We start from the raw sequence: 26,523 nt of genomic DNA, 5'->3' as shown, positions 1-26,523 counted from the left end.
GACTGGGTCGCTGTGGTCGGTGCTGTTCGGCGTTGTGAATCAGAGTGGTTGGGCTGGGCCAGCCCGGCGGGTTACTTGAGGGGGTCGTGGCCCCAGTTCATGAGGGACCAGCGCCATTTGGTGTCGCGGACGTTGCCGGACGGTCGCTGGGCCATGTGCCGGCGTACGTAGCCGACCACCTTGCGCATGTGCTTGTAGTCGCCCTCGGACAGCTCGCCGCGCTTGCGGCGCAACAGGTTGATGATCTTGCGCCCGGATTCGTGGCCGACTGACTCGCCGCCGCCGGAGCGACCGCCCTTGTGCCAGCCGACCTGCTTCGACTCGTCGGTCTCCAGCCAGCTGGACAGCTCGCCGGGCTTCATGTTCACCGCCTCGGTGAACTCCCGGTGGGTATCCCGCCCATCGTCACGACCCCTCATGACGCAGCACCTCGGGTCGGTGGGCCACGTCGCGGCCCGAGTCGTCGTTGCGGATCCGGTACTGCGGTTCGTCCTCCGTCGCGTTCACGGCGTGTCCGCGTACGTGCGTCCGGTCGGTCAGCTTCTCCTTGACCACGCCGTGTGCCCGGCCGCTGTGACTGGCCCAGGAGACGTGGTCGCCCTCGCGGAATTCCCTCTGCTCGGCCATGCTCCTCGGCTACCCGGCACCGCTGGGGCGAAACGGCCAGCCGAACCGATCGACTACGGCGTGATCTCGGCGATCGGCAGTTTGATTTCGAACGGCTCGGTCAACTCGATCACGTCAGCGCCGTCGGCGACCAGCTCGTACTGTCGCTCACCGCCGGGCCCCACCCGGTCGCCGACCCGGTACGCGTAGACGTGCACCGGGTCCTGCTCGATCCGCCAGTAGAAGGGAATGCCGGCGGCGGCGTACTCGCCGGGCTTGGCAAAGCGGTCGATCCGTCGGGTGCCCGGCGAGACGATCTCCACGGCGAGGACGACATCCGCCGGCCGCAGCATGGACCGGTCGGACGGCACCTCGGCGCGGTACAGCAGGACATCCGGCTGTCGGCTGGTGTTGAAGCCGAACCCGACACAAACGGCCTGGGTGACCCGGAGGTCGCTGGGCGCGTGGGAGTGTAGCCACAGACGTACCAGGAACGAGATGTCCTGATGGCCCAGGGTGGGGGAGGGCGTCACCTGGATGATTCCATCGACGAGTTCGACGCGGGGGGCGTCATCCGGCAGATTGAGCAGATCCTCGACCGTGTAGTCGGCGCGCTGCTGCCGCATCGGGTCCGGACACCAGGGGCCAGGTGGTGCCGGGATGGGCTCCCCGCTCATGGGGCGAGCCTACCGCCCATCGATGGGGTGGGGTCGCACCGCGCGTGCGACGCGGTCATCCGGCGGGCTTCTCGGTGACGAAGATGGCGGTGCCGGGGAAGAGCCGTCCGCGCAGCGGGCTCCACTGCCCCCAGATCCCCTCGTGCCCCGCCGGCCACTCCGGCTCCACCAGGTCCAGCAGCCGGAACCCGGCGCCGACCAGTTCGCGGATCCGGTCGCCGAGGGTCCGGTGCTGCTCGACGTAGGTGGCCACGCCGGACTCGTCCTGTTCCACGTAGGGGGAGCGGTCGAAGTACGAGTGCACGGCGGTCAGCCCACCCTCGCCCGGATCGTCGAGGAAGATCCAGCGCATCGGATGGGTCACCGAGAACACCCACCGGCCGCCGGGGCGCAGCACCCGGTGCACCTCGGCCAGCAGGGCCGCCGAGTCGTCCACGAACGGGATTGCGCCGAACGCGGTGCAGGCGAGGTCGAACGACTGGTCGGCGAACGGCAGGGCGAGCGCGTCGGCCTGCACCAGCGGTACGCGTACCCCGGTGCGGTCGGCGGCTTCGGCGGCGTGCCGCAACATGCCGGCGGACAGGTCGAAGGCGACCGGCCGGGCGCCCTGGGTGGCCAGCCAGCGGGCAGCGGCCGCGGCGCCGCAGCCGACCTCCAGCACCCGCCGGCCGGACAGGTCACCGAGCAGCCGGGCGTCGGCCTCGCGCAGCCCTTCGGGGCACCAGACGAAGTCGACGTCACCGAGGAACGCGCCGTGCTCGGCTTGGTAGTCGTCGGCGTCGGTGTCCCACCAGCCGCGGTTTGCCCGCCGGGCCTCGGCGTCACCCACCCGGCGCCGGGTAACCCGGCTGTCGTCATCCACCCGCTCACGCTAGGCCCCGGGGCGGCTCCTGCGGGCGGTGGGCAGGGCCGACCCGCCGGCACGGTCGCGCCGCCGCCGGGCCACCGGTTGGGTGGGGCCGGTGGGGCCGGTGTGACACAGGAGACAGCAGGGGTGTTTTCCGGGCGATTGTTCGGCTTTCGCAGGTCATCGAACGGCGAGAAGCTGGGAGGGCTTGCACGCTGTGGTAATGCGCACGGTAGGCTAGACGATGCGCTCGCGGATCGTGTGTCTCGGCAGGGAGCAGGTGCGCGGTCGACGGAGCCACATCATGATCTCACTGTGATCGTTCGGTGTGCCCGGCGACGGATCCGCTGGCGCGAACAGGTCACTGCGACACCAGCCTGCTGTGACAACCCATCCGACCGGAGCAACCGCCCACATGACGAGCAGCATCGAGGCCCCCTCGAGCGCCACCCGGGTCACCCACGACGATCTCGGTTCCGAGGAGGCATTCCTCGCCGCGATCGACGAGACCATCAAGTACTTCAACGACGGCGACATTGTCGAAGGCACCGTCGTCAAGGTCGATCGGGACGAGGTCCTGCTCGACATCGGCTACAAGACCGAGGGTGTCATCCCCTCTCGGGAGTTGTCGATCAAGCACGACGTGGACCCCGCCGAGGTTGTGACGGTTGGTGACCACATCGAGGCCCTGGTTCTCCAGAAGGAGGACAAGGAGGGTCGTCTGATCCTCTCCAAGAAGCGGGCGCAGTACGAGCGGGCCTGGGGCACGATCGAGAAGATCAAGGACGAGGACGGCGTCGTCCGCGGCTCGGTCATCGAGGTGGTCAAGGGTGGCCTCATCCTCGACATCGGGCTTCGCGGCTTCCTGCCCGCGTCCCTGGTCGAGATGCGGCGCGTGCGCGACCTGCAGCCGTACGTCGGGCGGGAGCTCGAGGCCAAGATCATCGAGCTGGACAAGAACCGCAACAACGTGGTCCTGTCCCGCCGGGCCTGGCTGGAGCAGACGCAGTCCGAGGTGCGCACCGAGTTCCTCAACAAGCTGCAGAAGGGCCAGGTCCGCAAGGGCGTCGTGTCCTCGATCGTCAACTTCGGCGCATTCGTGGACCTCGGCGGCGTCGACGGTCTGGTGCACGTCTCCGAGCTGTCCTGGAAGCACATCGACCACCCGTCCGAGGTCGTTGAGGTTGGCCAGGAGGTCGAGGTCGAGGTCCTGGACGTCGACCTGGACCGCGAGCGGGTTTCGCTGTCGCTGAAGGCGACCCAGGAGGACCCGTGGCGGCAGTTCGCCCGCACCCACGCGATCCAGCAGATCGTGCCGGGTAAGGTCACCAAGCTGGTGCCGTTCGGTGCGTTCGTCCGGGTGGACGACGGCATCGAGGGCCTGGTCCACATCTCCGAGCTGGCCGAGCGCCACGTGGAGATCCCGGAGCAGGTCGTCCAGGTTGGCTCCGAGGTCATGGTCAAGGTCATCGACATCGACCTGGAGCGTCGCCGGATCTCGCTGTCGCTCAAGCAGGCCAACGAGGGCTTCGTCGAGGGCGAGGAGCACTTCGACCCGACCCTCTACGGCATGGCGGCGACGTACGACACCGAGGGCAACTACATCTACCCGGAGGGCTTCGACCCGGAGACGGGCGAGTGGCTCGAGGGGTACGACAAGCAGCGCGAGACCTGGGAGAACCAGTACGCCGAGGCTCGTGTGCGCTGGGAGGCCCACACCAAGCAGGTGCAGACCTCTCGGGCCGCCGACGCCGAGGCCGCTGCCAACCCGACTCCGGTCGTTCCGGCCGCCGCTGGGGGCACCACCTCCTCGACCAGCCCGGCCCCGAGCCGGCAGGCCGAGGAGCCGGCCGGCACCCTGGCCACCGACGAGGCGCTCGCCGCTCTGCGGGAGAAGCTCGCCGGCGGTAAGTGACCCGCTGAACGACGAAGGGCCCCGTCCCCGCGATCTTCGGATCGCCGGGGGCGGGGCCCTCGCCGTACCCCCGGCCGGCCGCCGGGTCAGCTACGCATTCGCTGCGGCAGCGACGGTGACCGGTTGCCTCAGGATGGTGCGTTGCTTGTCGGGTGCGACCTTGCGGAAGTCGCTGAGGTAGATCTCGTGGTGCCTCCCGACCATCCGTAACCCGTTGCCCGGCACGAACTTGTGGTGCAGGTGCGCCAGTACCTCGGCTTCCTCGTCGAAGGACCCGACGTGCAGCGTCTGTACGCACCGCCCCTCGGAGAGCGTCTCCAGCCGGGTGTCGTCGAGACGCGCCGGGCGATTCCTGGCCCCGGCCTGCTCCACGGCGGCGGTGACCATGTCCTGGTTGATCCAGTCCGGGGCCATGATCATCAGCGTCCAGTCCCACCGTGACTTGTCGCGCCCCGCGGTGAAGGAGTCCATGTCATCGGCCCACCACAGGCCCTCCAGGGGCGGGACGACGTAGTCGCGCCCGAGGTTTCGTTTGCTGGCGAACTTCAGCTTGTAGGCCACCGGGTAGAGGGCTTCGACGGCGTCGGTGAATGCCGGTGAGGTGTTCGGGTCGCCGTGGCCGTCGATCATGAGGTACTGCATGTCGGGCACGTCCACGATCCGGAACTGGCCTCGTCTGGCCTGATAGGCGTCGGTGGTCTTCTTGAAGTCAGTCTTGTCCGTCATCAGGCACCTGGGCTCGGGCGGCGAGCCACTGCCTTTCTGCCTCGAGGAGGCTCAGCGAGTACGAGAACACCTCACGCGCCGGTCGCGGGAGGGGGGCTTGCGCCTGCTGCGCCACCTGGACCGCGTCGATGCGGGCTTCGACCCGCGCCAACCGGGTGCGTAGCGCCTGTGCGTACTCCTGATCGGAGAGCAGGGGCAGGTTGGCGATACCGACGAGAAACGGGTGCGGGACCGGCCGTGGTTCCTCGATGAGAGCCAGCGCGGTGCGCGCCGCAGCCTCTCGGCCCTGGGCGGTGGCGTGGTACACGCGGCGGGACTTTGGGGCGGCGGGAGCCTCGGGAACGTGGACCAGGCCGCGCTTCTCCAGCTTGGCGAGCAGGTAGTAGATCGAGGAGAACCCGACGTCGGACCACTGCCGGATGCCGCGTTGCTCGATCACCTGCTCCAGGTCGTAGCCGTGCCGGGCGCGTTCGATGATCAAGCCCAGCACGGTCAGCTCGGCTGGAGTCAGCTCCATGGCAGTATTCTATTACTAGAATAGAGACACTTGGGATGTCCCTTCAGGAGGTTGCCCGGCCCCGAGCCGGCAGGCCGAGGAGCCGGTCGCCGCGCTGCCGGCGCCAACGAGCACGATCTCGCCGGGCCGCGGGCGAGTTTGGCGACGGGGCTCGTGATCCGGTTGACTGGTCCGGTGCTGAGGGTGGGATTGACCGGCGGTATCGGGTCGGGCAAGAGCGCGGTGGCCGCGCGGCTGGTCGAGCGGGGTGCGGTGCTCATCGACTCCGACCGGGTGGCCCGGGAGGTCGTCGCACCGGGCACCGAGGGCCTGGCCGAGATCGTCGCCACGTTCTCCACCGAGGTGCTGGACGCCGACGGCGCACTGGACCGCGCCGCACTGGGTGCGGTGGTGTTCGCCGACGAGACCGCCCGCCGGCAGTTGGAGGCGATCACCCATCCCCGGGTCCGTGCCCGCACCGCCGAGCTGGCCGCCGCGGCGGCACCCGACGCGATCGTCGTGAACGACGTACCGCTGCTGGTCGAGGTGGGTCTCGCGCCCACGTACCACCTGGTGGTCGTGGTGCAGACGGACGTGGCGGCCCGACTCGAACGCCTGGCACGCGATCGTGGGATGGACCGTGCGGAGGCCGAGCGGCGGATCGCCGCGCAGGCCGACGACGACCGTCGCCGCGCCGTGGCGGACGTGGTGCTGACCAACGACGGAAGCCTGGCGGAGCTGCACGCCGCCGTCGACGCACTCTGGCACCAGCGGCTGCTGCCCTACGAGCACAACCTGCGGGAGCGGCGGGTGGTTCCGCCGGGCCGGGTCGACCCGACCGGGACCGACCCGAACTGGCCCGAGCAGTACGCCCGGCTGGCCGCCCGGATCCGACACGCGCTCGCCCCGGCCGACCTGCGGATCGACCACATCGGCTCGACCGCGGTGCCCGGCCTCGCCGCTGAGGACGTCATCGACGTGCAGGTGGCCGTGCCCAGCCTCGCCGACGCCGACAGGGTGCTGGCCGACCGGCTGGCGAACGCCGGGTTCCCGCCGGTGCCGGGGCAGTGGTGGGACGATCCCCGTCCGGCCGGCAGCGGCCGGTGGGAGAAGCGGTTGCACGGCAGCGCCGACCCTGCCCGCCCGGTGCGCGTGCACGTGCGGGCCGCCGGCTCGCCGGGCTGGCGGTACGCGCTGCTGATGCGCGACCACCTGCGCGCCGACCCGGACCAGCGGGCGGCTTACCTGCTGCTCAAGCGCGAGTTGGTCGACGCGGCGCCGGACGGCACCGGATCCGGTACGGCCCGCGACCCGTGGTTCGACGAGGAGTACCTGCGGGCCGAGCAGTGGGCCGCGCAGACCGGCTGGCGGCCCTGAGCGGCACGGCTGACACCGGGGCGTTTCGCCGGGCGCGTGCCGCCCGCGTCGCGGGGGATCAGGGTGCGCCGGGACGCCGGGTGGGGGCTGCCGGGCGGGGCACCGGGGTCAGCCGGGGTACCGAGGCGGGGTTGAGGTCCAGCTGCGCCCACGCGCCGGGGGCGGTGTGCAGCTCCAGCCGCCGCAGCGACCCGACCCGGTCGATCCAGTAGCGCAGCCGCGCGTCGGCCGTGCGCAGCTCGACGACGTCCACGGTCCGCCCGCCGGCGACGTCCTCGCGTACCCGCACGGCCGCACCACGCTGCCCGGATGACCCGGCGGCGGCCACCGCGGCCCCGACCAGCAGGCTCAGGTCGTCCGTGCCGGACCGGGTGAACCGCCACGCCCCGGCAGGGGGCGGCAGCGGCGGCCGACCGGGCGTTTCCGCGGTGCCGCCGCCACCGGCCGCGGCCGGCACGTCCACCCGGGCCAGGCCGGCGGTGTCCCGCCGCAGCAGGGTCCGGCGATCCGGTACGCGCAGGTCGGCGGTGGCCAGGTAGGCGGTGCGGGCGGTCCAGTTCAACCAGCCGGCGCCTCGCAGGTTGGTGTCCGTGCCCGTCGGCGCGGTCAACGTCAGCGCGGCACCGCCCTGGGCGCGCAGCCGGGTCGGCAGTCGGTCCAGCCGGTCCTGTTCGGCGCCGGTGAGCGCGCGGGGTTGCCCGGGCCGGCCACCGAGTGCGTCCACCGGGCGCAGCGTCGGCCGGTCCGCCCGGTTGAGGGTCACCGTGATCGAGCCGACGTCGCGCAGCCGGAGGACCAGCTTGTGCAGCCGGGCGTCCTGGTCGAGCCAGTAGCGGGGCTGCCCGTCGACGTCGCCCCCTGCCCTGGTCGTCGGTGCTGTACTTCCCGGCGCTGTGCCGCTGGCGGTGGGTGAGGTCCCGCCGGGTAGCGGCGCCTCAAGGACGTCCACCGGCCCGGCCGCGACGGTGTCCCGGGCCACCCAGCGGGCACCGCTGTCCCGCAGCGCCTGGGCGGGGTCCGGGCGGTCGGCGGCGAGGCCGAGAAGCAGGTCGAGCACGGGTGCCAGGCCCGCGCCGGGTGCCAGGTGGTGCAGCCGCCAGCGGTCCGCCGGGGGCACCAGTGGTGGCGCGGCGGGGGTGGGCACCGCGGCCGGGTCCGGTCGGATCACCAGCAACGGGCCAGCTCTCTGCAACAGGCCCCGCTCGGCGCCCGCGCCCGGACCACCCACGTCGAGGTAGAGCAGCGTCCGCGACCAGTCCACCCAGCCGACCAGTTCGGTACGGGCGGCACCGGCGCCGATCGTGACATGGACCCCGGCGCGCAGGTCCCGCAGGTTGGTGACCCGCATCGCGGCCAACCGCTCGCCCTCGGCGACGGTCAGCGGCCGGGCCGGCTCGGGCGGGTCGGGAGCCCAGCTCAACAGCCCGATCACCAGCGCCGTCGCGGACGTCACCGCGGTCAGGCCGAGCATCAGCAGGATTGTCCGTCGGCGGCGGCTGGCCGGGGACGGACCGGCGGTGTCGGTGGGCCGGGACGTGTCCCCGGGATCGATGTCGCGTGCCGGCTTCGGAGAGGTGTCCACGGATGTGAAACGGGCGGGGCGGCGCCGGGGTGACGAGCAGGGCGCTCGCGGCGGCCGGTCTGCGCCTCGAGCGCGACCACACGGGTGCGCACGCCGGACGCGCCGGGTGCTGCGACCCGCTGTGCCGGGGGCGGCCGGCCGAGATGACGGCCTGGCCACCGGCCCGGTCGGCCGCCGCGAGCGGCCTACAGCGAGAGCCTAGTGCCGGTGACATGCGCCACACAATGGGAATATTGAAGCTGATCACGTACCCGGCGTGACGGCCGTTCCTGTCGGACCTCCGGCGTACCGTTGAGGTCATGGCGCTCGACATTCCTCGGCTGGACGGCCGCTTCCAGGTCGTCAGTGAGTTTCAGCCGGCCGGCGACCAGCCGGCCGCCATCGACGATCTGGAGCGTCGGGTTCGGCGCGGCGACCGCAACACGGTGCTGCTCGGCGCGACCGGCACCGGCAAGAGCGCCACCACCGCGTGGCTGATCGAGCGGCTGCAGCGCCCGACCCTGGTGCTCGCCCCGAACAAGACGCTCTGCGCGCAGCTGGCCAAGGAGTTCAGCGAGCTGCTGCCGGACAACGCCGTCGAATACTTCGTCTCGTACTACGACTACTACCAGCCCGAGGCGTACATCCCGCAGACCGACACCTACATCGAGAAGGACTCCTCGATCAACGAGGAGGTCGAGCGGCTGCGGCACTCGGCGACGATGTCGCTGCTCACCCGCCGTGATGTGGTCGTGGTGGCCACCGTGTCGGCGATCTACGGCCTGGGCACCCCGGAGGAGTACCTCGACCGGGCGATCCGGGTCGGCGTCGGCCAGGAGGTCGACCGCGACCAGTTGCTGCGGCGGCTGGTCGACATCCGCTACACCCGCAACGACATGGCCTTCCAGCGGGGCACGTTCCGGGTCCGCGGCGACACGCTGGAGATCATCCCGGCGTACGAGGAGTTGGCGGTCCGCATCGAGCTGTTCGGCGACGAGGTGGAGAAGCTCTACTACCTCAACCCGCTGACCGGTGACGTGGTCCGCGAGGTCGACCAGCTGGTCATCTTCCCGGCCACGCACTACGCGGCCGGCCCGGAGCGGATGGAGCGGGCGATCCGCGACATCGAGGTGGAGCTGGCCGAACGGCTCGCCGAGCTGGAGCGGCAGGGCAAGCTGCTGGAGGCGCAGCGGCTGCGGATGCGCACCACCTACGACATCGAGATGATGCGGCAGGTGGGCTTCTGCTCGGGCATCGAGAACTACTCGATGCACATGGATGGGCGGCTGCCCGGCAGCCCGCCGCACTGCCTGCTCGACTACTTCCCGGACGACTTCCTCACCGTCGTCGACGAGTCGCACGTGACGATCCCGCAGATCGGCGGCATGTACGAGGGCGACGCGTCCCGCAAGCGGATGCTCATCGACCACGGCTTCCGGCTGCCCAGCGCGGCCGACAACCGGCCGCTGCGCTTCGACGAGTTCCTGGAGCGGGTCGGCCAGATGGTCTACCTCTCCGCGACCCCCGGCCCGTGGGAGCTGGAGCAGGCCCAGGGTGAGTTCGTCGAGCAGGTCATCCGGCCCACCGGGCTGGTCGACCCGGAGGTCGTGATCAAGCCGACCAAGGGCCAGATCGACGACCTGATGCACGAGATCAAGCTGCGTACCGATCGGGACGAACGGGTGCTGGTCACCACGCTGACCAAGAAGATGGCCGAGGACCTGTCGGACTACCTGCTGGAGAACGGCATCCGGGTGCGTTACCTGCACTCGGAGGTCGACACGCTGCGCCGGGTGGAGCTGCTGCGCGAGCTGCGCAAGGGCGACTACGACGTGCTGGTCGGCATCAACCTGCTTCGCGAAGGTCTGGACCTGCCCGAGGTGTCGTTGGTGGCGATCCTCGACGCTGACAAGGAGGGCTTCCTGCGCAGCGGCCGGTCGCTGATCCAGACCATCGGGCGGGCCGCCCGTAACGTCTCCGGTCAGGTGCACATGTACGCCGACAAGATCACTCCGTCGATGGCGAACGCGATCGACGAGACCGATCGGCGGCGGGCCAAGCAGATCGCGCACAACGAGGCGCACGGGGTCAGCCCGGAGCCGCTGCGCAAGAAGATCCACGACATCCTGGACGACATCTACCGCGAGGCGGAGGACACCGAAAACTCCCGGGTCGGCGGTGCGGTGCGCCAGCTCTCCCGGGGCAAGGCGCCGGTCAAGGAGACCCGCAGCCGGAGTCGGGCGGCCGCCACCACCACCTCGCGGGAGGGGATGGCCCGCGCCGACCTGGCCCAGCTCATCCAGGAGCTGAACGACCAGATGCTGGCCGCCGCCCGCGAGCTGCAGTTCGAGCTGGCGGCCCGGATCCGCGACGAGGTCTCCGACCTGAAGAAGGAGCTGCGCGGAATGGACGCGACCGGCGTGAAGTGACGGCCGCCCCGGCGGCCACAGCGGGTGCGGAACGGCAGGTACGGGCCGGTCCGATCGGTCGCCGGGAGAGGTCAGTCCGGTAGCGGTGTGCGAGCGCGGTATTGCACTGGGTGACCGTCCTGCGTACTCTCCCTCGGTGGGGAGGCGGGGATGCCGTTGCCAACGAGTCCTGTCATTCGACGTGTGCGGCTCGGTGCCGAGCTGCGCCAGCTACGCCGGCGCGAGGCGTTGACCCTGGAGCAGGTCTGCGACCGGCTGGGCTGGGCCTCGACGTCGAAACTGTCCCGCATCGAGCTGGGCCAGAGCCGACCGGACCTCGCCGACGTGCTGGATCTGCTGGACATCTACCAGGTGCCGACGCCGGCCCGGGACGCGCTGATCGTGATCGCCCGGGACGCGGCCACCAGTCGCGGCTGGTGGAAGACGCTGGGCGAGATGAGCGAGCGGCAGCGTACGTACGCCGAACTGGAGGCGGGCGCTGCCCACATCGTCGAGTACCAGCCGGCGGTCGTGCCGGGGCTGCTCCAGACGCCGGAGTACGCCCGGTTCCGGGTCTCCGCCGGCGCGCTGTTCACGCCGGAGATCGACGTGGACGCCGAGGTGCGTGCCCGGGGTCTGCGGCAGGAGGTGCTGCGTCGCGCCGACCCAGCGCGCTACACGGTGGTGCTCGCCGAGGCGGCCTGCGACCCGGGCGATTTGCCGGTCCCGGTCTGGCGTGAGCAACTGCGGCACCTGGTCGCCGTGACCGGGCTGGCCCACGTGACGATCCGGCTGTTGCCTCGCGGCACGGCGGCCGACGGCGGGCTGCACCCGCTCACCCCGTACTCCTGGTATGCCTTCCCCGACCCGGCGGACCCGCGGACGGTGATGCTGGAGGCGTTGACCACCGACGTCCGGTTGGCCACCGTGCTGGACGTCGACCGGTACGAGCGGATGACCGAGGCGCTGCTGGCCGCCGCGTTGTCACCGGCGGAGACGGTCACCGCGCTGGCCCGACGCGTCGGGGAATGAGGGCAGCGGCGCCGCGCGGCCACCGGGCCCGGCGCCCCCGAGCCCGTCGGGACCGGCGGCCGGCGCGTGCGGTGGGCACGATAACCGCGGGGTACGACAGCTCCGCTCAGGCCGGTACGTCGATGAAGTGCTCGACGAGGGGAGGCCCGGCGAAGTGCGGCCCGATCAGCTCACGCCACCGGGTGAACCGCTCGGTGGCCCGGAAGTTGTCGTTGTGCGCCTCGACCGAGTCCCACTCGACCAGCAGCACGAACCGGGTCGGGGACTCGATCCCCCGGGTCATCCGCACCGACCGGCAGCCGGGTGCCCCGGCGAGCACCGGGTGACCCTGGGCGTACGCGGCGGCGAACTCGTCCTCGTGTCCGGGCAGTACGTCGATCAACGCGACCTCAAGCACCATGTCGGAAGCCTCCCACGGCGGGCCGGCCCGACGGCGTGGTGGGGTCTGTTCCGGTGTCGACAGCGGCCCTAGGGTGGGTGCCCGGGAGGGCACTGTGATGATCGACTGGCTCACCGGCACCGCGTTCCGGGTGGCCGGCACCGGGACCACGTGGGCGGAACTGCTCGGGTTCGCCACCGGCGTGCTGAACGTCTGGCTGGTGGCCCGGCAGCGGATCGCGAACTGGCCGGTTGGCATCGCCAACGTGCTGCTGCTCATGCTGCTGTTCTGGACCGCCGGCCTGTACGCCGACGCCGGGCTCCAGGTCGTCTACGTCGCGCTCGGCTGCTACGGCTGGTGGCACTGGCTGTTCGGTGGCGAGCGGCGGACCCGGCTCACGGTGAGCCGGACCGGGCGGCGGGAGTGGCTGGCGCTGGCCGTCGCAGGGGTGCTGCTCACCGGCGCGCTCTGGGTCCTGCTGGACCGGGCCACCGACTCGACGGTGCCGCTGCCGGACGCGCTGACCACCGCGCTGTCCCTGCTGGCCACGTACGGGCAGACCCGCAAGCGGGTGGAGAGCTGGTGGCTCTGGATCGCCGCCGACCTGATCTACATCCCGCTCTACGCGTACAAGGGGCTGCACCTGACCGCCGTCCTGTACCTGGTGTTCCTCGCCCTCTGCGTGCTCGGGCTGCGGGCCTGGCGTGCGGACCTGCGCCGGGCCGACCGGCCGACCCCCGTCCCGCCCGGCCCGGCCCGGGTCACCGCGTGACCGAGCGAGCACCGGACCGCCGGCCGACACCCCGCCCGCCGACACCCCGCTCGCCGGAGCAGGCGGACGCTGCGGAGTTCCGGCACGGGATGGTGGTGGGGAAGTTCTATCCGCCGCACGCCGGGCACCACGCGCTGATCGCGGCCGCGGCTGCCCGGTGCGCCACGGTCACCGTGGTGGTGGCGCCCTCGCGCCGCGAGTCCATCCCGCTCGAGGTGCGGCTGGACTGGCTGCGGGAGGTGCACGCGGACACCCCGTGGGTCCGGTTCGTCGGCCGGTACGACGACCACCCGGTGGACTACGCCGACCCGGTGGTCTGGGACGCGCACTGCGCGGTGTTCCGCGAGGCGGCCGGACCGGGGGCGGTGGACGCCGTCTTCTCCTCTGAGGCGTACGGCGCCGAACTGGCCCGCCGCTTCGACGCCGTACCCGTTTCGGTGGATCCGGAGCGGCGGACCGTGCCGGTCTCCGGGACCGCCGTGCGGGCGGACCCGGTGGGTCACTGGCGGTGGCTGAGCCCGCCGGTGCGCGCCTGGTTCGTCCGGCGGGTGGTGGTGGTCGGTGCCGAGTCGACCGGCACCACCACGATGGCGATGGCGCTCGCCGCGCGCTACCGCACCGGCTGGGTGCCGGAGTACGGCCGGGAGCTGACCGCCCGCAAGCTGGCCCGGCTGCGGGAAGACTCGCCCGGGGCGAGCGTCTTCGACGTGAGCTGGGATCGGGATGACTTCCGCACGGTGGTCCGCGAGCAGCAGGCGGCCGAGGACGCGGCGGCCCGCTCGTCCGGGCCGCTGCTCTTCTGCGACACCGACGCGCGGGCCACCGCTGTCTGGGAGGAGCGCTACCTCGGTAGTACGTCTCCGGCGGTCCGGGCGGCGGCCCGTCGACCTGCGCTGTACCTGCTGACCGACCACCGGGGCGTGCCCTTCGCCGACGACGGGCTGCGCGACGGGGAGCACCTGCGGGGCTGGATGACCGAGCGGTTCCGCACCGAACTGGCCGGGTGCGGCGTGCCGGTGGTGGAGCTGGTGGGACCGCACGCCGAGCGGCTGACCCGGGCGGTGGCTGCCTGCGACGCGTTGCTCGCCGCCGGCTGGTCGCTCGCCGACCCGCTCGCCGCACCCGACACGCACTAGCCTCCTAGGACGCGTTTGACCGTGTGTCGCGGGGTATTCCCGGCCGGCGGGTGGCCGGTGACACCGGCTACCCGGGGTGCGATCACACGGCGTGGTGGGCAAGAATGGTCATCGAGGAGGGGAGTATTCCCTCGCGACGGAGTCGTCAGCACGGTCGACCGCCGGTTTTCGGCGTACGACCCGGCGCCGTCGGTCGCCGTCCCGCTCGCGGGCGGTGGCGGAAGAGACCTCCGACAGTCACCAGAGTGAGCGTGAGCGGCACGCCGGGACCCGCAGGGGCGTACGGTGTGCCCGACGCCGCGTGTCTGCCGGAGGAATGAACGTTGGACGTGTCCGGATTGGTGTGGGCGGGGACCCTCGTCGCACTGACTGCGGTCCTGCTCGTCGACCTGTTGATCATCGGTCGACGCCCGCACGAGCCGAGCGTGCGTGAGTCGAGTCTCTGGGTCAGCTTCTACGTCGGCCTGGCCCTGCTCTTCGGCGCCGGTGTCTGGTTGACCTCCGGGGCCAGCGCGGCCGGGCAGTTCTACACCGGCTGGCTCACCGAGTACAGCCTCTCGGTGGACAACCTCTTCGTCTTCGTGATCATCATGGCCCGCTTCGGTGTGCCCCGGCAGTACCAGCAGAAGGTGTTGCTGGTCGGCATCGTGCTGGCGTTGGTGATGCGCGGCGGGTTCATCGCCGCCGGCGCCGCCCTGATCTCGCAGTTCTCCTGGGTCTTCTACATCTTCGGCGCCTTCCTGATCTACACCGCGGTCAACCTGGCCCGGCAGGGTGAGCCGGACGAGGACGAGTTCTCCGAGAACCTGTTGATCCGGTGGAGTCGCAAGGCGCTGCCGATCTCCAAGGACTACGACGGCGCGAAGCTGACCACGCACTTCAACGGCCGGCGGCTGTTCACTCCGATGCTGATCGTGATGATCGCGATCGGCACCACCGACCTGATCTTCGCGTTGGACTCGATCCCGGCGATCTTCGGCATCACCCAGGAGCCGTACCTGGTCTTCACCGCGAACGTCTTCGCGCTGATGGGCCTGCGCCAGCTCTACTTCCTGCTCGGCGGCCTGCTCGACCGGCTGATCTACCTGAGCTACGGGCTGGCCGTGGTGCTCGGCTTCATCGGGGTGAAGCTGGTGCTGGAGGCGCTGGCCGACAACAACCTGCCGTTCATCAACGGCGGGGAGCACGTGGGCTGGGCGCCGCACATCCCGATCTGGCTGTCCCTGCTGATCATCCTCGGCACGCTCGGCGTCGCCACGATCGCCAGTCTGGTGAAGTCCTCCCGGGACCGGCGGCGCGAGCTGGCCGAGGCCCGGCGCTGACCACCGCCGGCCGGGCGCGGGGACGCGCCCGGCCGGTCAGACCCGGTGTACGCCGACCAGGGTCGCGGTCCGATCGGCCGGCATTGGCTCCTCCACGACCCGCCGCCGCCGGTAGCAGGCGTGCAGCATCCGCCGGTTCTCGTGGTCGCCGGGGACGGCGGTGACGATTCCGATGTGGTGGATCTTCCGGCCGGGGCGGGCGAAGAAGTAGAGGTCTCCGGGGCGTTCCGCGCCCAGCGGCAGCGGGGTGGTCGCCGCCGCCTGGTCGGCCGCGTCGCGGGGCAGCAGCACCCCGAACCGGCGCCAGGCCAGGTGCACCAGCCCGGAGCAGTCGATGCCGTACGAGGAGAGCCCGCCCCAGACGTAGGCCACGTGCAGCAGCCGCTGCGCCACCGCGAGCGCATCGGCGGCGCTGGGCGGCTCGGCCGGTGCCGGGACCAACTGGCCGTCGGGCAGCCAGAGCGGTGCGGCCTGACCGGGGACGTGCACCGGCTGCCAACCGTTGAGCGCCGGACCGGCCGGGACGAGACGGGTGCCGACGACCACGCCGGGCAGCACGACCGGCCCGTCCGGCGCGGCGCGCAGCCCGATGACCGTGGCGTCCACCACCAGCGGGCGGCCGGTGACGGCCGGGTCGACGGGGGCCAGTTGGTCGGCCGGTAGCCAGCCCGGGTAGCCGCGCGGATCCAGCGTGGCGGCGGGCTGCTCGACGGCCACCACCCGCGCCCAACCGTCCGGGCGCAGCTCGCTGATGAGCACCCGCTCACCCAGCAGCAGTTGGCTCAGCACGCAGTCGCCGACCTGCTGGTCGGTGTCCAGGCCGGAGACCCAGGCCGGGATGTCGGCGCGCGCGGTGAGCGCCGGCCCGTCGACGGCGCGGACCGCCTCGGGGCAGGTCCAGAGCGTCGCCACCGCGACCCGGACGACGGCCTCGCGGCCCGGTTGCAGCTCCACGTCAACCCCCAGCTCGTGTCGGCCGTCCTCCGGAAACCATATGAAAGAAACTAACGATCATCAACTGCGGGTCTGTATCTTTGCTTCAGCCAAGCCGGAAATGCCCAGGCCGGGGGCGTCCGGAAGCACCACGGTGGCTGCCTCGTAGTGCAGCCCGCCGTGCACCGGCGACCAGGCCAGCCACCAGGCGGCGTCCAGGTCGGAGACTGCGGTGGTGCCGTACGCGGCGACCAGGCTCGCGGCCGCGCCGATGCCGATCTGGGTCTCCATCATCGACCCCACCACCGTGCCGAGCCCGTGCGCGGAGGCCAGATCCAGCAGGGTGCGCGCCGGGTGCAGCCCGCCGCACTTGGCCAGCTTGACGTTGACCAGGTCGGCGGCCCGGCGGCGGATCACCTCCACCAGGTCACGAACCCCGAAGACCGCCTCGTCGGCCAGGATCGGCACGGACACCCGGTCGCTGACCCAGGCCATCCCGTCCAGGTCCCAGCGGGCCACCGGCTGCTCGACCAGCTCCACATCGAGCCCCGCGTCCTCGATGCCGCGGATCACCCGGACCGCCTCCCGGGGCGTCCAGCCCTGGTTGGCGTCGAGGCGGATCTGGACCCCGGCGCCGACCGCCGAGCGGACCGCCCGCACCCGGTCCAGGTCGCCGGCCGCGTCGGTGCCAACCTTCAGCTTGAGCACGCCGAAGCCGTCGGCCTGTCGCTGCCGCGCGGCCGCCGCCAGGTCCACCGCGTCGCCCGCGGCCAGCGTGACGTCCGTGGGCACCCGCAGCCTGGTGCCGCCGAGCAGCCGCACCAGGGGTACGCCCAGCCGCCGGGCGGCCAGGTCGTGCAGGGCCACGTCCACCGCGGCCTTCGCCGCCTCGTTGCCGACCACCGCGCGCTGTACCTCGGCGCAGCGGGTCACCAGGTCGTCCGGGTCGCGTCCGGTGAGCAGCGGCCCGAGCAGCTCCCGCACGCACGCCTCAGCTCCGGCGACCGACGCGCCGGTGACCTGCCAGACCTGCGGCGCCTCGCCGAAGCCGGACCGGCCGTCGGCGTCGACCAGCTCGACGACCAGCGTGTCCACTGTGGTGGTACGGCGCAGCGCGGTGACGAAAGGGGTGTGGAGGGGTGCGGAAACCCGGTGGGTGCGTACCGCCGAGATCGTCATGTGGGGCACCCTATACGCAGGCACGCGGCGGGAGGGGAGACCGGATGACCGGGCGGGACTGGGAGATGGTGGGTGCGCCGAACGCGCGTGACCTGGGCGGCCTGGTCGGTGCCGACGGCCGACGAGTGCGCGCCGGACGGCTGATCCGTACCCCGGCGTTGGGCCGGCTCACCGACGAGGACCTGCCGGTGCTCGCGAAGCTCGGGCCGGCCTGCGTGCTCGACCTGCGCGACGGCTCGGAGATCGCGGTGGCTCCGGCGGACCGGCTCGTCGGGGAGCCCCGGATGGTGCATCTGCCGGTGCACGACCCGGAGCACCCGGTCTTCACGTACGTCTCGGCGGTGCTGCTCGGCCACGACCTGAACTCGTACGCGGAGTTGGCCCGGCAGGGCACAGCGGGGGCGATGGCGGAGATCTACCGGTGGTTCGTCACCGGAGCGTCGGCGCGGGTCGGCTTCGCCGAGGCGGTACGGCTGGCCACCCGGCCGGAGAACCTGCCGCTGGTCTACCACTGCTCCGCCGGCAAGGACCGCACCGGTTGGCTCACCGTCATCCTGCTGACCGCGCTCGGAGTGGACGAGGCCACGATCCGCGCCGAGTACCTGCGCAACAACCAGCTGACCGACAGCCTCCGCGCGGTGATCATCGAGGCGATGCGGCGGCGGCAGCCCGAGCTGGACGTCGACGCGGTGCTGCCGGTGCTGGAGGTCCGCCCGGAGTACCTCGACGCCGGCTACCAGGAGGTCCGCCGGGTGCACGGCTCGTTCGACGGCTACCTGCGCGACGGGCTCGGGCTGACCGACGAGGTTCTCACCGGGCTACGGGCGCAGTTGTTGGAGTGACCGGTGCGCCGGCCGGCGTTCCGGCGCGGCCGGCCCGGCCGATGACGATCAGCGCCTGGCCGGCCGCGTAACTCGCCATGACCAGCACCGGCGCGCCGGGTGGCTGTGCCACTCCAGCCACCCCGGTGGCAATCAACAAATCGGACCCGAGGAACAGCGCGGCGCCGAGACCGACCCGCCAGCCCTGGGTGACGGCGGTGCTGGCCATCGCGGCCAGCGCGAGCGCGTACCCGGCCACCGGAACGGCCAGCCCGGCGTCCGTCAGTCCCGCCCACATCCAGGTCAGCGCGACGACGGTCAGCACCGCGTACACCAGCGGGACCGCGACCAGCGGCGCACGGCGCAGCGCGGTCGCGGCGCCGTGCCGGGTGAACGCCGCGAGGTAGCAGAGGTGGGCGGCGAGGAAGCAGACCATGCCGGCCATGAACCAGCCGGTGCCGTCGCCCAGCAGCGCCACGTCGCCGCCGGTGGAGAAGGCCAGCGCGGCGAGCACCAACCGGTCCGGACGGGCACCGCGCTCGGCGGTGGCCCGCCAGAGGTACGCGGCCAGCAGCGGCATCAGCAGCGGCTTGGTGAGCAGCTCGGCCACCCCGCCACCGGTGGCGTTGGCCAGCAGGTTCGCCACCGTCACGGCGAGGAATGCGGCCAGGAGAGTACGACTGCGGGGCATCAGCGGCTCCGGGGTGGGGGTGCGAGCAGCCTAGCCGGGATCGGCGGGTGCGGGTCAGAGCTGGTGGCGGGCCGCCCAGACCTGCGCCGAGACGTTGGCGATCAGCCGGCAGGCGTCGTCCTCGACCTCGTCTCCGCTCGGGCCGCCGTCGGCCAGGTCGGTGGTGGTGCAGACGACGATCAGGTACGGCGGGGCGTCGTCGGGCAGCACCACCCCGGCGCCGTGCCGGACGCCGCGCACCCAACCGCCCTTGTGCGCGATCCGGGTGCCCTCGGGCAGCCCGGCGGCCAGGTCCTCGCGGTGCTCCTGGGCGAGCAGGACGTCCAGCATGGCCGCGCAGCCGGCCGACGACGCGAGCCGGCCGGGGGTGGTGGCCCCGGTGGCCAGTGCGCCGAGCAGGGCGGCCAGGTCGGCGGCGGTGACCAGGTTGGTGATGCCGGCCTCGCGGGCGGCGAAGTCCTCGATGCCCCGGCCGGTGACGCTGTGCCGGGCACCGGCCAGCGCCCACACCTCGGCCACCGCCGGCAGCCCGACCTGCTCGATGACCAGGTTCGTGGCCAGGTTGCTGGACCGCACGATCATCCGGTCGGCCAGCCAGCGCAGCGGCGCGGTGCCACCCACCCGGTCCCAGACCGCGTCGTCGTTGTCGTAGTGCTGCGCGCAGGAGAATCGGGGCGCGCCGGGCTGGGCCGAGTCGAACTCGTTGACCACCGGGACCGGGGCGTCCAACTCCAGCGTGCCGGCCTCGGCGGCGCGGTGCAGCGCGGCGAGCACCCCCGCCTTCATGGTGCTGGCGGCGTAGTGGGCGGCGTCGGCGTGGCGGGTCCAGGTCGGGGGCGCATCGAGCCGGCCCACGTACGCCGAGACGGTGCCGGGCACCTTGTCCAGGTGGGCGTCGAGATCATCCCAGGTCATGCCGGTGACCGTAGCCGATCAACGGCGGGCCGACCGAGTGGGGCCGGCGTACCCCCGCTGAAAAGCGGCCGGGCGCGCCGGCCGCAAGCGGCCGACGCGCCCGGTGCCGGGTGCTGGTGGGTCAGCCGGCGTGCTTACGGCGGGCCGCCGCCCGACCACGCAACTGCTGGTCGAGCATCACCTTGCGGATCCGGACGGCGGTCGGGGTGACCTCGACGCACTCGTCCTCGCGGCAGAACTCGAGCGCCTGCTCCAGCGACAGCTTGCGCGGCGGGATCAGCTTCTCGGTCTCGTCCGAGGTCGACGCCCGCATGTTGGTGAGCTTCTTCTCCTTGGTGATGTTGACGTCCATGTCGTCGGAGCGCGAGTTCTCCCCGACGATCATGCCCTCGTACACCTCGGTGGTCGGGTCGACGAAGAGCTGCCCGCGCTCCTGCAGGTTGATCATCGCGAAGGCGGTGACCGCGCCGGAGCGGTCGGCGACCAGCGAACCGTTGTTGCGGGTACGCAGCTCACCGAACCACGGCTCGTAGGACTCGAAGACGTGGTGCAGGATGCCGGTGCCCCGGGTGTCGGTGAGGAACTCGGTGCGGAAGCCGATCAGGCCGCGCGCCGGGACCAGCCACTCCATCCGGATCCAGCCGGTGCCGTGGTTGACCAGCTGCTCCATCCGGCCCTTGCGGGTGGCCAGCAGCTGGGTGATCGCACCCAGGTACTCCTCCGGCGCGTCGATGGTCAGCCGCTCGACCGGCTCGCAGGTCTTGCCGTCGATCTCCCGGGTGACCACCTGCGGCTTGCCGACGGTCAGCTCGTAGCTCTCCCGGCGCATCTGCTCGACCAGGATGGCCAGCGCCAGCTCACCACGGCCCTGCACCTCCCAGGCGTCCGGCCGCTCGGTGGGCAGCACCCGCAGCGAGACGTTGCCGATCAGTTCCTTGTCCAGCCGGTCCTTCACCATCCGCGCGGTGACCTTGGAGCCCTTGACCCGGCCGACCAGCGGCGAGGTGTTGGTGCCGATGGTCATCGAGATGGCCGGCTCGTCGACGGTGATCAGCGGCAGCGCCACCGGGTGCTCCGCGTCGGCCAGCGTCTCACCGATCATGATCTCGGGGATGCCGGCGACGGCGATGATGTCGCCAGGGCCGGCCGAGTCGGCCGGCTTGCGCTCCAGGCCCTCGGTCATCAGCATCTCGGAGATGCGGACCCGCTGGGTGCTGCCGTCGGTGCGGCACCAGGCCACCGTCTGACCCTTGTTGATCGTGCCCTGGCGGACCCGGCACAGCGCCAGCCGGCCGAGGAACGGCGAGGCGTCGAGGTTGGTGACGTGTGCCTGCAGCGGCGCGCCGTCCTCGTACGCGGGCGGCGGGATGGTGTCCAGCAGGGTGCGGAACAGCGGCTCCAGCGAGGTGCTGTCGTCCGGCACCGAGCCGTCGGCGGGCTGGGTCAGCGAGGCGATGCCGTCGCGGGCGCAGGCGTAGACGATCGGGAAGTCGATCTGCTCCTCGTCGGCGTCCAGGTCGAGGAAGAGCTCGTAGGTGTCGTCCACGACCTCCTTGATCCGGGCGTCCGGCCGGTCCACCTTGTTGATCACGAGGATGATCGGGAGTCGCGCCCGCAGCGCCTTACGCAGCACGAAGCGGGTCTGCGGCAGCGGGCCCTCGCTCGCGTCGACCAGGAGCACCACACCGTCGACCATGGTCAGGCCGCGCTCCACCTCGCCACCGAAGTCGGCGTGGCCGGGGGTGTCGATGATGTTGATGGTGACCGGGTCGGAGCCGTCCGCCGGCAGGTAGTGCACGCCGGTGTTCTTGGCCAGGATCGTGATGCCCTTCTCCCGTTCCAGGTCCCCGGAGTCCATCACCCGCTCGGTCGTCTCACCCCGGGCGCCGTACGCGCCAGCCTGCCGCAACATGGCGTCGACCAGGGTGGTCTTGCCGTGGTCGACGTGAGCGATGATGGCGACGTTGCGGAGGTCGGTGCGAAGCTGCATACCCTCTATCCTTCCGCCTGCGCTCGCGCAGGCTGCGTCGGGGTCACCCCCAGGTGCCCCTGATCTCTGGTGAAACTGCTGTCCGGGTCGTTCCCCCGGCTGGCATGCTGACTCCCGTGTCCCGGGGGCCTGAGTGCACGATCTGCTGACCTTGGTGCAGGGTCTGCCCACCCTGTGGATCTACCTGGTCGCCGCGTTGATCGTGATGGGCGAGACCGCGGTGATCTTCGGCCTGCTGGTGCCGGGTGAGGCTACCCTGCTGCTCGTCGGCTTCCTCACCTACAACGGTACCTTGCGGCTGGGCCCGGCGTTGCTCGCGATGATCGTCGCGGCGGTCCTGGGTGATGGGCTGGCGTTCCGCGCCGGACGACGGTACGGCCCGCGGCTGCGTGCCCGGCTGGGCCACCGGGTCGGGCCCGCGCGGTGGAGCCGGGCGGACGCCATGCTCGCGCGGCTCGGGGGGCGGGGCGTGTTCGCCGCGCGCTGGGTGGCCTTCGCCCGCACTCTGGTGCCCCGGTTGGCCGGGGCGTCCGACATGCCGTACCGACGGTTCGCGCCGTGGAACCTGGCCGGCGTGGTGACCTGGGTGGGCGGGTCGGTGCTGCTCGGTCACCTCGCCGGTGAGTCGTACGACACGGTCTCCCGGTTGCTCGGCCGGGCCACCGGCGCGGCACTGGTGTTGCTGGCCGGGCTGTTGGGGGTGGTGCTCGCCGGCCGGTGGCTGGGCCGCAACCCCGACCCGGTACGGGCGTTGCTCTCCCGGGCCGGCGCGTTGCCCCCGGTGCGCTGGCTCAGCGCCCGCTACGGGGTGCTGTTCTTCCTGGTGGCCATGCGGATCGGACCGGCTTGGACGCTGCTGCTCAACCTCGCCGCCGGGCTGCTGCTGCTCTTCGCCGCCGGGCTCGCCATCGCCGGCCTGCTCGCCGTCGGGGTGCGCAGCAGCGGGCTGGCCACGCTGGACGGGGCGATCGAGGCCTGGTTCGCCGCCCGCCGGACCCCGGGCGCCGCCGACGCCACCATGGTCGTGGTGTCGTTGGTGCGCGGGTGGGTGTTGATCGTGCTGGTGGCCATGGTGGCCGCGGTGCTGGCGTGGCGGAACCGGCCGTGGCGGGCGGACCTGCTCAGCGTGGTCGGCACGGTGGGCGCGTTCGTCCCGCTGCTGGTACTCGCCGTGGTGGCGGAGCTGACCGGTTCGCCGGGGGCCGGCCCGGACGGCGGCGAGTCGGTCCCGTTCCCGACCCAGAACGCGGTGGTCGCGGCGAGCTTCTGCACCCTGGCCTGGCTCGTGTCCCGGGGCGCCCGGTGGCCGGTGGCGGTGGCAACCTGGACAGCCGCCGCCGCAGGCGTGGTCGGTGTCGGCGGCGCGCGGCTCTACCTCGGGCTGGACACGACGAGCGGGACTGCGGCAGCGGTGCTGCTCGGGGTGCTCTGGACGGTGGTGTTCATGGTCGCCTGGGCCACCCGGGACCGGGCGATGGGGGATCGGGAGCAGCCGGCGGACGGGGTCCGGCCACCGTCGCAGGGGCCTCGCCGCCCGGTCGAACCTTGCTAGGGTGCGGCGACGATCACATGGGGGAGGAACGGCATGCATCGACGGAATGGTCGGGTGGGCGCCGGTTTGCTCGCCGGGCTGCTGCTGGCGGGCACGCTGGTCGGCTGCGGCCCTGCGAAGGAACGCCCGCAGGATCAGACCGCGCCAGTCGCGGTGACCGAGGTACCGGTGGAGGCGCCGGCGGAGGTCCCGCTCGATGACGCCGCCGGGGAGCCGAGCCCGTCGGCGACCGGGGCGGCGGGTGCCGCCCCGCAACGCCTCGCGTCCCCGAGCCCGACAGCGCCGAAGGCGGCGACTCGCACGGCCACCGCGGCGCCGAGGCCGCGCCTGGTGCCCAGACGGCCCACCGAGACCTGGGCTCCGCCGCCGCCGCCACGTCCGCGAGCGAGCCCCTGCACGCCCAGCTACCGGGGCACCCAGGCGACCAGGGCCGAGGCGAAGGCGGCGCTGACCGACGCGGCGGCGCGCACCTACTGGCCGGTGTCCGCCCCGGCCCTGAAGATTCCGCTGAACCTGGTCAAGGCCACCGCCTGGCAGGAGAGCGGCTGGCAGTCCAACATCTACGCCTGCGACGGCGGTGTCGGGCTGATGCAGGTGATGCCGGACACCGCGACCTGGATGAACCAGCGGTTCGAGCAGAGCTACGACATCGACAACTACCGGGACAACGCGTACCTCGGCGGCACCTACCTGGCCTGGCTGACCAAGTACATCGGCGACATGTACTTCGAGTCCGACTACCGGCTCGACGCCGCCCTGTGCAGCACCGAGCTGAATTCCTGCCTGCTCAACGCGGTCATCGCCGCGTACAACTTCGGGCACGGTGCGGTGGCGCAGGAGGGACAGCCGCTGGCCATCCCCAACCCGTCGTACGTGCGCAACGTGCGGGCGCTGATGACCGAGTGCGTCTGCCTGGCGTACTGAGCACGCTGACCGACGCGACGGGGGCGGGGCCGGGGGTGACCCGGCCCCGCCCCCGTCGCGGTGCCCGGTCAGTCCCGGGCGGCGGCGACCAGCTCGGGTGGCGCCGGGGCCTCCGCCACGCGCTCGCGGGCGATCCGGCCGGGCCACCAGAAGCGGTCGCCGAGCATGAACGCCAGCGCCGGGACCAGGACCGTGCGGACCAGCAGGGTGTCCAGCAGGACGCCGATGCACACGATGATGCCGATCTGGGTCAGCGTGATCAGGGGCAGCACCCCGAGCACCGCGAAGACCGCGGCGAGCAGGACACCCGCACTCGTGATCACCCCGCCGGTGACCCGCAGCGCGGAGAGCATCCCGTCCCGGGTGCCCGCCTTGCGGGCGTCCTCCCGGGCCCTGGTGACCAGGAAGATGTTGTAGTCCACGCCGAGTGCCACCAGGAACACGAAGGCCAGCAGCAGCACGCCGCTGTCCAGCGCCGGGAAGCCCAGCACGTGGTCGAAGAGCAGCCACGCCGCACCGAGGCTGGCGAAGAATGACGCGATCACGGTGAGCACCAGCAGCACCGGCGCGAGCAGGCCCCGCAGCAGGAGTACGAGCACCGCGCCGACCAGCAGCAGGATGATCGGCAGGATCAGCCGCAGGTCCCGGTCGTTGGCCTCCTCGGAGTCGTAGGTGGCGGCCACGCTGCCGCCGACGATCGCCCCGGACGGGGTGTCGGCGCCCTCTGCCGCAGGTGGCGCGGAGTTGGGGACCGCGGCGACCGCGTCGCGCAGCGCCTCGATTGTCCGGTTGGAGGCGGTGGTCCCGGGTTCGGAGGCCAGCACCACGTCGACCTGGGCGACGGCCTGGCCGGCGTCGCCGGGGCGGGCCGAGGCGACCCCCGGCACGGTGGAGGCCGCGTCGGTGACCGCCCGCACGGCCGTCGGGGTGGTGAGCACGGCCACCGGCTGGGTGGTGCCGGCTGGGAACGCCCGGGCCAGGGTCTGCGCCCCGGCCACCGCCTCGGGCTGGGCCCGGAACTGCTCGGTCTCGGACAGCCCGGTGCGGATCCCGAGCCCACCCAGCGCCAGGCCGGCGAGCAGCAGCGTGGCCAGCACCGCGACCGGCGCCGGACGGCGTTGCACGGCGGTGCCGAGCCGGCCCCAGAGCCGGCCCTCGCGGATCGCGCCACCGACCTTGGGTACGAACGGCCAGAACAGGCCGCGGCCGAAGAGCAGCAACAGGGCGGGAAGCACGAACAGCGCCGAGAGCATGGCGAAGACCACACCGGTGGCGCAGGCCACGGCCAGCGCCCGGTTCGTCTCCTGCTCACTGAGCAGCAGGGTGAGCACGCCGAGCACCACGGTGCCGCCGCTGGCCAGGATGGGCTCGGCCGTCCGGCGCAGTGCGGCGCGCATCGCCGCGAACCGGTCCTCCTCGCGGCGTAGCTCCTCCCGGTAGCGGGCGATGAGCAGCAGGGCGTAGTCGGTGGCTGCGCCGAAGACCAGCACGCTGGCGATGCCGGTGACCTGGCCCTGCTGGAGGGTGATGCCGACGGCCGGCACGATCGTGTCCACCGCGCGCAGGGTGAGCTGCTCGGTCGCCGCGACCACGACCAGCGGCACGATCCACAGGAACGGGCTGCGGTAGGTGATCAGCAACAGCAGCGCGACCACGGCGGCGGTCACCGCGAGCAGGGTGATGTCGGCGCCCTCGAAGACCGAGGCGAGGTCGGCGGTGAAGGCGGGAGCGCCGGTGACCTCGACGGTGAGGCCGTCGGGCAGGTCCGCCAGCGCTGCGCGTACCTGGCTGACCGTGCCGGTGACCTCGTCCTGGCCACCGGCGGTGCTGAGCGGCACGGCGACCAGCGCCACGGTCCCGTCCGGGGAGAGCTGCGGGGGGCTGACCTGCCCGCTCACCGCGAAGCGGCCCAGATCGCCGGAGCGGGCGGCCACCGCGCCCCGGTCGGCCTCGCTCAGCGCGCCGCCGTCGCCGCGGCTGACCACCACGATGGCCGGCTGGACCTCGCTGGACGGGAGCTCATCCTGCAACCGTTCCACCTGGGTCGACTGCCACTGCACGGACAGGCCGCTGGCGGAGACCGGCGCCGGGTTGTTCGGTTGGGGTAGCCCGAAGACCGCCGCGCCGACGACGATCGCGGCGGCCACGGTGAGCCAGGCGGCCAACCGGCCACGGGCGACTCTGGTGAAGACAGACATCAGGTGACCTCAGGGTCCTTCAGGTGGTCAAGTATCTCGACTATCGAGATTATCGACGGTTGCTCT

The 26,523-nt window shown here is 72.1% G+C and carries 24 protein-coding genes; 10 read left to right on the top strand and 14 right to left on the bottom strand.

What is annotated here, in order from left to right:
* Nucleotides 1-71: 71 nt before the first annotated feature.
* Genes ACFY29_RS06575 through ACFY29_RS06560 form a run of 4 tightly spaced genes read right to left on the bottom strand, consistent with a single transcriptional unit; the run spans nt 72 to nt 2,145 of the window.
* The gene (locus ACFY29_RS06575; protein ID WP_386983927.1) at nt 72-419 is read right to left on the bottom strand and encodes a DUF3140 domain-containing protein; all 348 of its coding nucleotides are present in this window, start codon (nt 417-419) and stop codon (nt 72-74) included.
* Nucleotides 406-627, bottom strand: coding sequence for a DUF2945 domain-containing protein (locus tag ACFY29_RS06570; RefSeq protein WP_328418792.1), 222 nt, complete (start codon nt 625-627; stop codon nt 406-408). The genes ACFY29_RS06575 and ACFY29_RS06570 overlap by 14 nt, the downstream gene beginning before the upstream one ends.
* 53 nt (nt 628-680) lie before the next feature.
* Complete coding sequence (locus ACFY29_RS06565; protein WP_386983925.1) at nt 681-1,283, bottom strand: Uma2 family endonuclease; 603 nt, start codon at nt 1,281-1,283, stop codon at nt 681-683.
* Nucleotides 1,284-1,338: 55 nt separating this feature from the next.
* Nucleotides 1,339-2,145 carry a class I SAM-dependent methyltransferase gene (locus ACFY29_RS06560; protein WP_386983923.1) on the bottom strand — a complete coding sequence of 269 codons (807 nt, stop codon included), beginning with the start codon at nt 2,143-2,145 and terminating at the stop codon, nt 1,339-1,341.
* Between the two features lie 400 nt (nt 2,146-2,545).
* Here ACFY29_RS06560 and rpsA point away from each other — a divergent pair, with 400 nt between their 5' ends.
* The gene (gene rpsA / locus ACFY29_RS06555) at nt 2,546-4,045 is read left to right on the top strand and encodes a 30S ribosomal protein S1 (RefSeq protein WP_328418789.1); all 1,500 of its coding nucleotides are present in this window, start codon (nt 2,546-2,548) and stop codon (nt 4,043-4,045) included.
* Between the two features lie 90 nt (nt 4,046-4,135).
* On the opposite strand, the gene ACFY29_RS06550 is transcribed toward rpsA, so the two are convergent.
* Nucleotides 4,136-4,771, bottom strand: coding sequence for a GyrI-like domain-containing protein (locus tag ACFY29_RS06550; protein ID WP_386983921.1), 636 nt, complete (start codon nt 4,769-4,771; stop codon nt 4,136-4,138).
* Nucleotides 4,755-5,288, bottom strand: a complete 534-nt coding sequence (locus ACFY29_RS06545; RefSeq protein WP_386983919.1) for a PadR family transcriptional regulator — start codon at nt 5,286-5,288, stop codon at nt 4,755-4,757. The genes ACFY29_RS06550 and ACFY29_RS06545 overlap by 17 nt, the downstream gene beginning before the upstream one ends.
* Nucleotides 5,289-5,462: 174 nt before the next feature.
* On the opposite strand from ACFY29_RS06545, the gene coaE reads away from it, so the two are divergent.
* On the top strand, nt 5,463-6,644 hold the full coding sequence (coaE, locus tag ACFY29_RS06540; RefSeq protein WP_386983917.1) for a dephospho-CoA kinase: 1,182 nt from the start codon (nt 5,463-5,465) through the stop codon (nt 6,642-6,644).
* A 58-nt stretch (nt 6,645-6,702) separates the two neighbouring features.
* Here coaE and ACFY29_RS06535 read toward each other — a convergent pair whose 3' ends face one another.
* Complete coding sequence (locus tag ACFY29_RS06535; RefSeq protein WP_386983915.1) at nt 6,703-8,226, bottom strand: hypothetical protein; 1,524 nt, start codon at nt 8,224-8,226, stop codon at nt 6,703-6,705.
* A gap of 299 nt (nt 8,227-8,525) precedes the next feature.
* Between ACFY29_RS06535 and uvrB the strand changes: the two genes are divergently transcribed.
* Nucleotides 8,526-10,634, top strand: coding sequence for an excinuclease ABC subunit UvrB (gene uvrB / locus ACFY29_RS06530; RefSeq protein ID WP_386983913.1), 2,109 nt, complete (start codon nt 8,526-8,528; stop codon nt 10,632-10,634).
* A gap of 150 nt (nt 10,635-10,784) precedes the next feature.
* Nucleotides 10,785-11,645 (top strand): helix-turn-helix domain-containing protein, encoded by an 861-nt coding sequence (locus ACFY29_RS06525; protein WP_386983911.1) that lies wholly within the window; start codon nt 10,785-10,787, stop codon nt 11,643-11,645.
* A gap of 106 nt (nt 11,646-11,751) precedes the next feature.
* On the opposite strand, the gene ACFY29_RS06520 is transcribed toward ACFY29_RS06525, so the two are convergent.
* On the bottom strand, nt 11,752-12,045 hold the full coding sequence (locus ACFY29_RS06520) for an antibiotic biosynthesis monooxygenase family protein (protein WP_328418783.1): 294 nt from the start codon (nt 12,043-12,045) through the stop codon (nt 11,752-11,754).
* A gap of 97 nt (nt 12,046-12,142) precedes the next feature.
* Between ACFY29_RS06520 and pnuC the strand changes: the two genes are divergently transcribed.
* The 3 genes from pnuC (at nt 12,143) to ACFY29_RS06505 (ending at nt 15,254) form a co-directional block, all read left to right on the top strand.
* A complete protein-coding gene (pnuC, locus tag ACFY29_RS06515; RefSeq protein WP_386984662.1) occupies nt 12,143-12,796 on the top strand; it encodes a nicotinamide riboside transporter PnuC in 654 nt (217 codons plus the stop codon).
* Complete coding sequence (locus tag ACFY29_RS06510; protein WP_386983909.1) at nt 12,793-13,932, top strand: AAA family ATPase; 1,140 nt, start codon at nt 12,793-12,795, stop codon at nt 13,930-13,932. Before pnuC ends, ACFY29_RS06510 begins: the two co-directional genes overlap by 4 nt.
* 323 nt (nt 13,933-14,255) lie before the next feature.
* Nucleotides 14,256-15,254, top strand: a complete 999-nt coding sequence (locus tag ACFY29_RS06505) for a TerC family protein (RefSeq protein WP_328418781.1) — start codon at nt 14,256-14,258, stop codon at nt 15,252-15,254.
* Between the two features lie 36 nt (nt 15,255-15,290).
* Here ACFY29_RS06505 and ACFY29_RS06500 read toward each other — a convergent pair whose 3' ends face one another.
* Nucleotides 15,291-16,208 (bottom strand): NlpC/P60 family protein, encoded by a 918-nt coding sequence (locus tag ACFY29_RS06500; protein ID WP_386983906.1) that lies wholly within the window; start codon nt 16,206-16,208, stop codon nt 15,291-15,293.
* Nucleotides 16,209-16,268: 60 nt separating this feature from the next.
* On the bottom strand, nt 16,269-17,366 hold the full coding sequence (locus ACFY29_RS06495; RefSeq protein WP_355609736.1) for a dipeptide epimerase: 1,098 nt from the start codon (nt 17,364-17,366) through the stop codon (nt 16,269-16,271).
* Between the two features lie 44 nt (nt 17,367-17,410).
* Between ACFY29_RS06495 and ACFY29_RS06490 the strand changes: the two genes are divergently transcribed.
* Nucleotides 17,411-18,208, top strand: coding sequence for a tyrosine-protein phosphatase (locus ACFY29_RS06490; protein WP_328418778.1), 798 nt, complete (start codon nt 17,411-17,413; stop codon nt 18,206-18,208).
* Here ACFY29_RS06490 and ACFY29_RS06485 read toward each other — a convergent pair.
* The 3 genes from ACFY29_RS06485 to typA form a co-directional block, all read right to left on the bottom strand.
* Nucleotides 18,177-18,878: a lysoplasmalogenase gene (locus tag ACFY29_RS06485; RefSeq protein ID WP_386983903.1), complete on the bottom strand. Its 702-nt coding sequence runs from the start codon at nt 18,876-18,878 to the stop codon at nt 18,177-18,179. The two genes, ACFY29_RS06490 and ACFY29_RS06485, sit on opposite strands and share 32 nt — an antisense overlap.
* Nucleotides 18,879-18,932: 54 nt before the next feature.
* Nucleotides 18,933-19,793 carry a serine hydrolase gene (locus tag ACFY29_RS06480; protein ID WP_386983902.1) on the bottom strand — a complete coding sequence of 287 codons (861 nt, stop codon included), beginning with the start codon at nt 19,791-19,793 and terminating at the stop codon, nt 18,933-18,935.
* 121 nt (nt 19,794-19,914) lie between these two features.
* Complete coding sequence (typA, locus tag ACFY29_RS06475) at nt 19,915-21,783, bottom strand: translational GTPase TypA (protein ID WP_328418775.1); 1,869 nt, start codon at nt 21,781-21,783, stop codon at nt 19,915-19,917.
* Nucleotides 21,784-21,916: 133 nt separating this feature from the next.
* Here typA and ACFY29_RS06470 point away from each other — a divergent pair, with 133 nt between their 5' ends.
* Together ACFY29_RS06470 and ACFY29_RS06465 are read left to right on the top strand one after the other, a co-directional pair.
* Nucleotides 21,917-23,335, top strand: coding sequence for a DedA family protein (locus tag ACFY29_RS06470; protein WP_386983899.1), 1,419 nt, complete (start codon nt 21,917-21,919; stop codon nt 23,333-23,335).
* A gap of 33 nt (nt 23,336-23,368) precedes the next feature.
* On the top strand, nt 23,369-24,259 hold the full coding sequence (locus tag ACFY29_RS06465; RefSeq protein ID WP_386983897.1) for a transglycosylase SLT domain-containing protein: 891 nt from the start codon (nt 23,369-23,371) through the stop codon (nt 24,257-24,259).
* A 68-nt stretch (nt 24,260-24,327) separates the two neighbouring features.
* On the opposite strand, the gene ACFY29_RS06460 is transcribed toward ACFY29_RS06465, so the two are convergent.
* Nucleotides 24,328-26,457 (bottom strand): MMPL family transporter, encoded by a 2,130-nt coding sequence (locus ACFY29_RS06460; RefSeq protein ID WP_386983896.1) that lies wholly within the window; start codon nt 26,455-26,457, stop codon nt 24,328-24,330.
* Between the last annotated feature and the right edge of the window lie 66 nt (nt 26,458-26,523).

Source organism: Micromonospora sp. NPDC000668, assembly GCF_042897975.1.
Lineage (GTDB): Bacteria > Actinomycetota > Actinomycetes > Mycobacteriales > Micromonosporaceae > Micromonospora.
The sequence above is the reverse complement of the archived record's forward strand: the minus strand, read 5'-3'. Positions and strand labels throughout refer to the sequence as shown.

Coding starts and splice junctions, on each gene's coding strand:
- ACFY29_RS06575 (WP_386983927.1), bottom strand. CDS start 419: ATGAGGGGTCGTGACGATGGGCGGGATACCCACCGGGAGTTCACCGAG.
- ACFY29_RS06570 (WP_328418792.1), bottom strand. CDS start 627: ATGGCCGAGCAGAGGGAATTCCGCGAGGGCGACCACGTCTCCTGGGCC.
- ACFY29_RS06565 (WP_386983925.1), bottom strand. CDS start 1,283: ATGAGCGGGGAGCCCATCCCGGCACCACCTGGCCCCTGGTGTCCGGAC.
- rpsA (WP_328418789.1), top strand. CDS start 2,546: ATGACGAGCAGCATCGAGGCCCCCTCGAGCGCCACCCGGGTCACCCAC.
- ACFY29_RS06550 (WP_386983921.1), bottom strand. CDS start 4,771: ATGACGGACAAGACTGACTTCAAGAAGACCACCGACGCCTATCAGGCC.
- ACFY29_RS06545 (WP_386983919.1), bottom strand. CDS start 5,288: ATGGAGCTGACTCCAGCCGAGCTGACCGTGCTGGGCTTGATCATCGAA.
- uvrB (WP_386983913.1), top strand. CDS start 8,526: ATGGCGCTCGACATTCCTCGGCTGGACGGCCGCTTCCAGGTCGTCAGT.
- ACFY29_RS06525 (WP_386983911.1), top strand. CDS start 10,785: ATGCCGTTGCCAACGAGTCCTGTCATTCGACGTGTGCGGCTCGGTGCC.
- ACFY29_RS06520 (WP_328418783.1), bottom strand. CDS start 12,045: ATGGTGCTTGAGGTCGCGTTGATCGACGTACTGCCCGGACACGAGGAC.
- pnuC (WP_386984662.1), top strand. CDS start 12,143: ATGATCGACTGGCTCACCGGCACCGCGTTCCGGGTGGCCGGCACCGGG.
- ACFY29_RS06495 (WP_355609736.1), bottom strand. CDS start 17,366: ATGACGATCTCGGCGGTACGCACCCACCGGGTTTCCGCACCCCTCCAC.
- ACFY29_RS06490 (WP_328418778.1), top strand. CDS start 17,411: ATGACCGGGCGGGACTGGGAGATGGTGGGTGCGCCGAACGCGCGTGAC.
- ACFY29_RS06485 (WP_386983903.1), bottom strand. CDS start 18,878: ATGCCCCGCAGTCGTACTCTCCTGGCCGCATTCCTCGCCGTGACGGTG.
- ACFY29_RS06480 (WP_386983902.1), bottom strand. CDS start 19,793: ATGACCTGGGATGATCTCGACGCCCACCTGGACAAGGTGCCCGGCACC.
- typA (WP_328418775.1), bottom strand. CDS start 21,783: ATGCAGCTTCGCACCGACCTCCGCAACGTCGCCATCATCGCTCACGTC.
- ACFY29_RS06465 (WP_386983897.1), top strand. CDS start 23,369: ATGCATCGACGGAATGGTCGGGTGGGCGCCGGTTTGCTCGCCGGGCTG.
- ACFY29_RS06460 (WP_386983896.1), bottom strand. CDS start 26,457: ATGTCTGTCTTCACCAGAGTCGCCCGTGGCCGGTTGGCCGCCTGGCTC.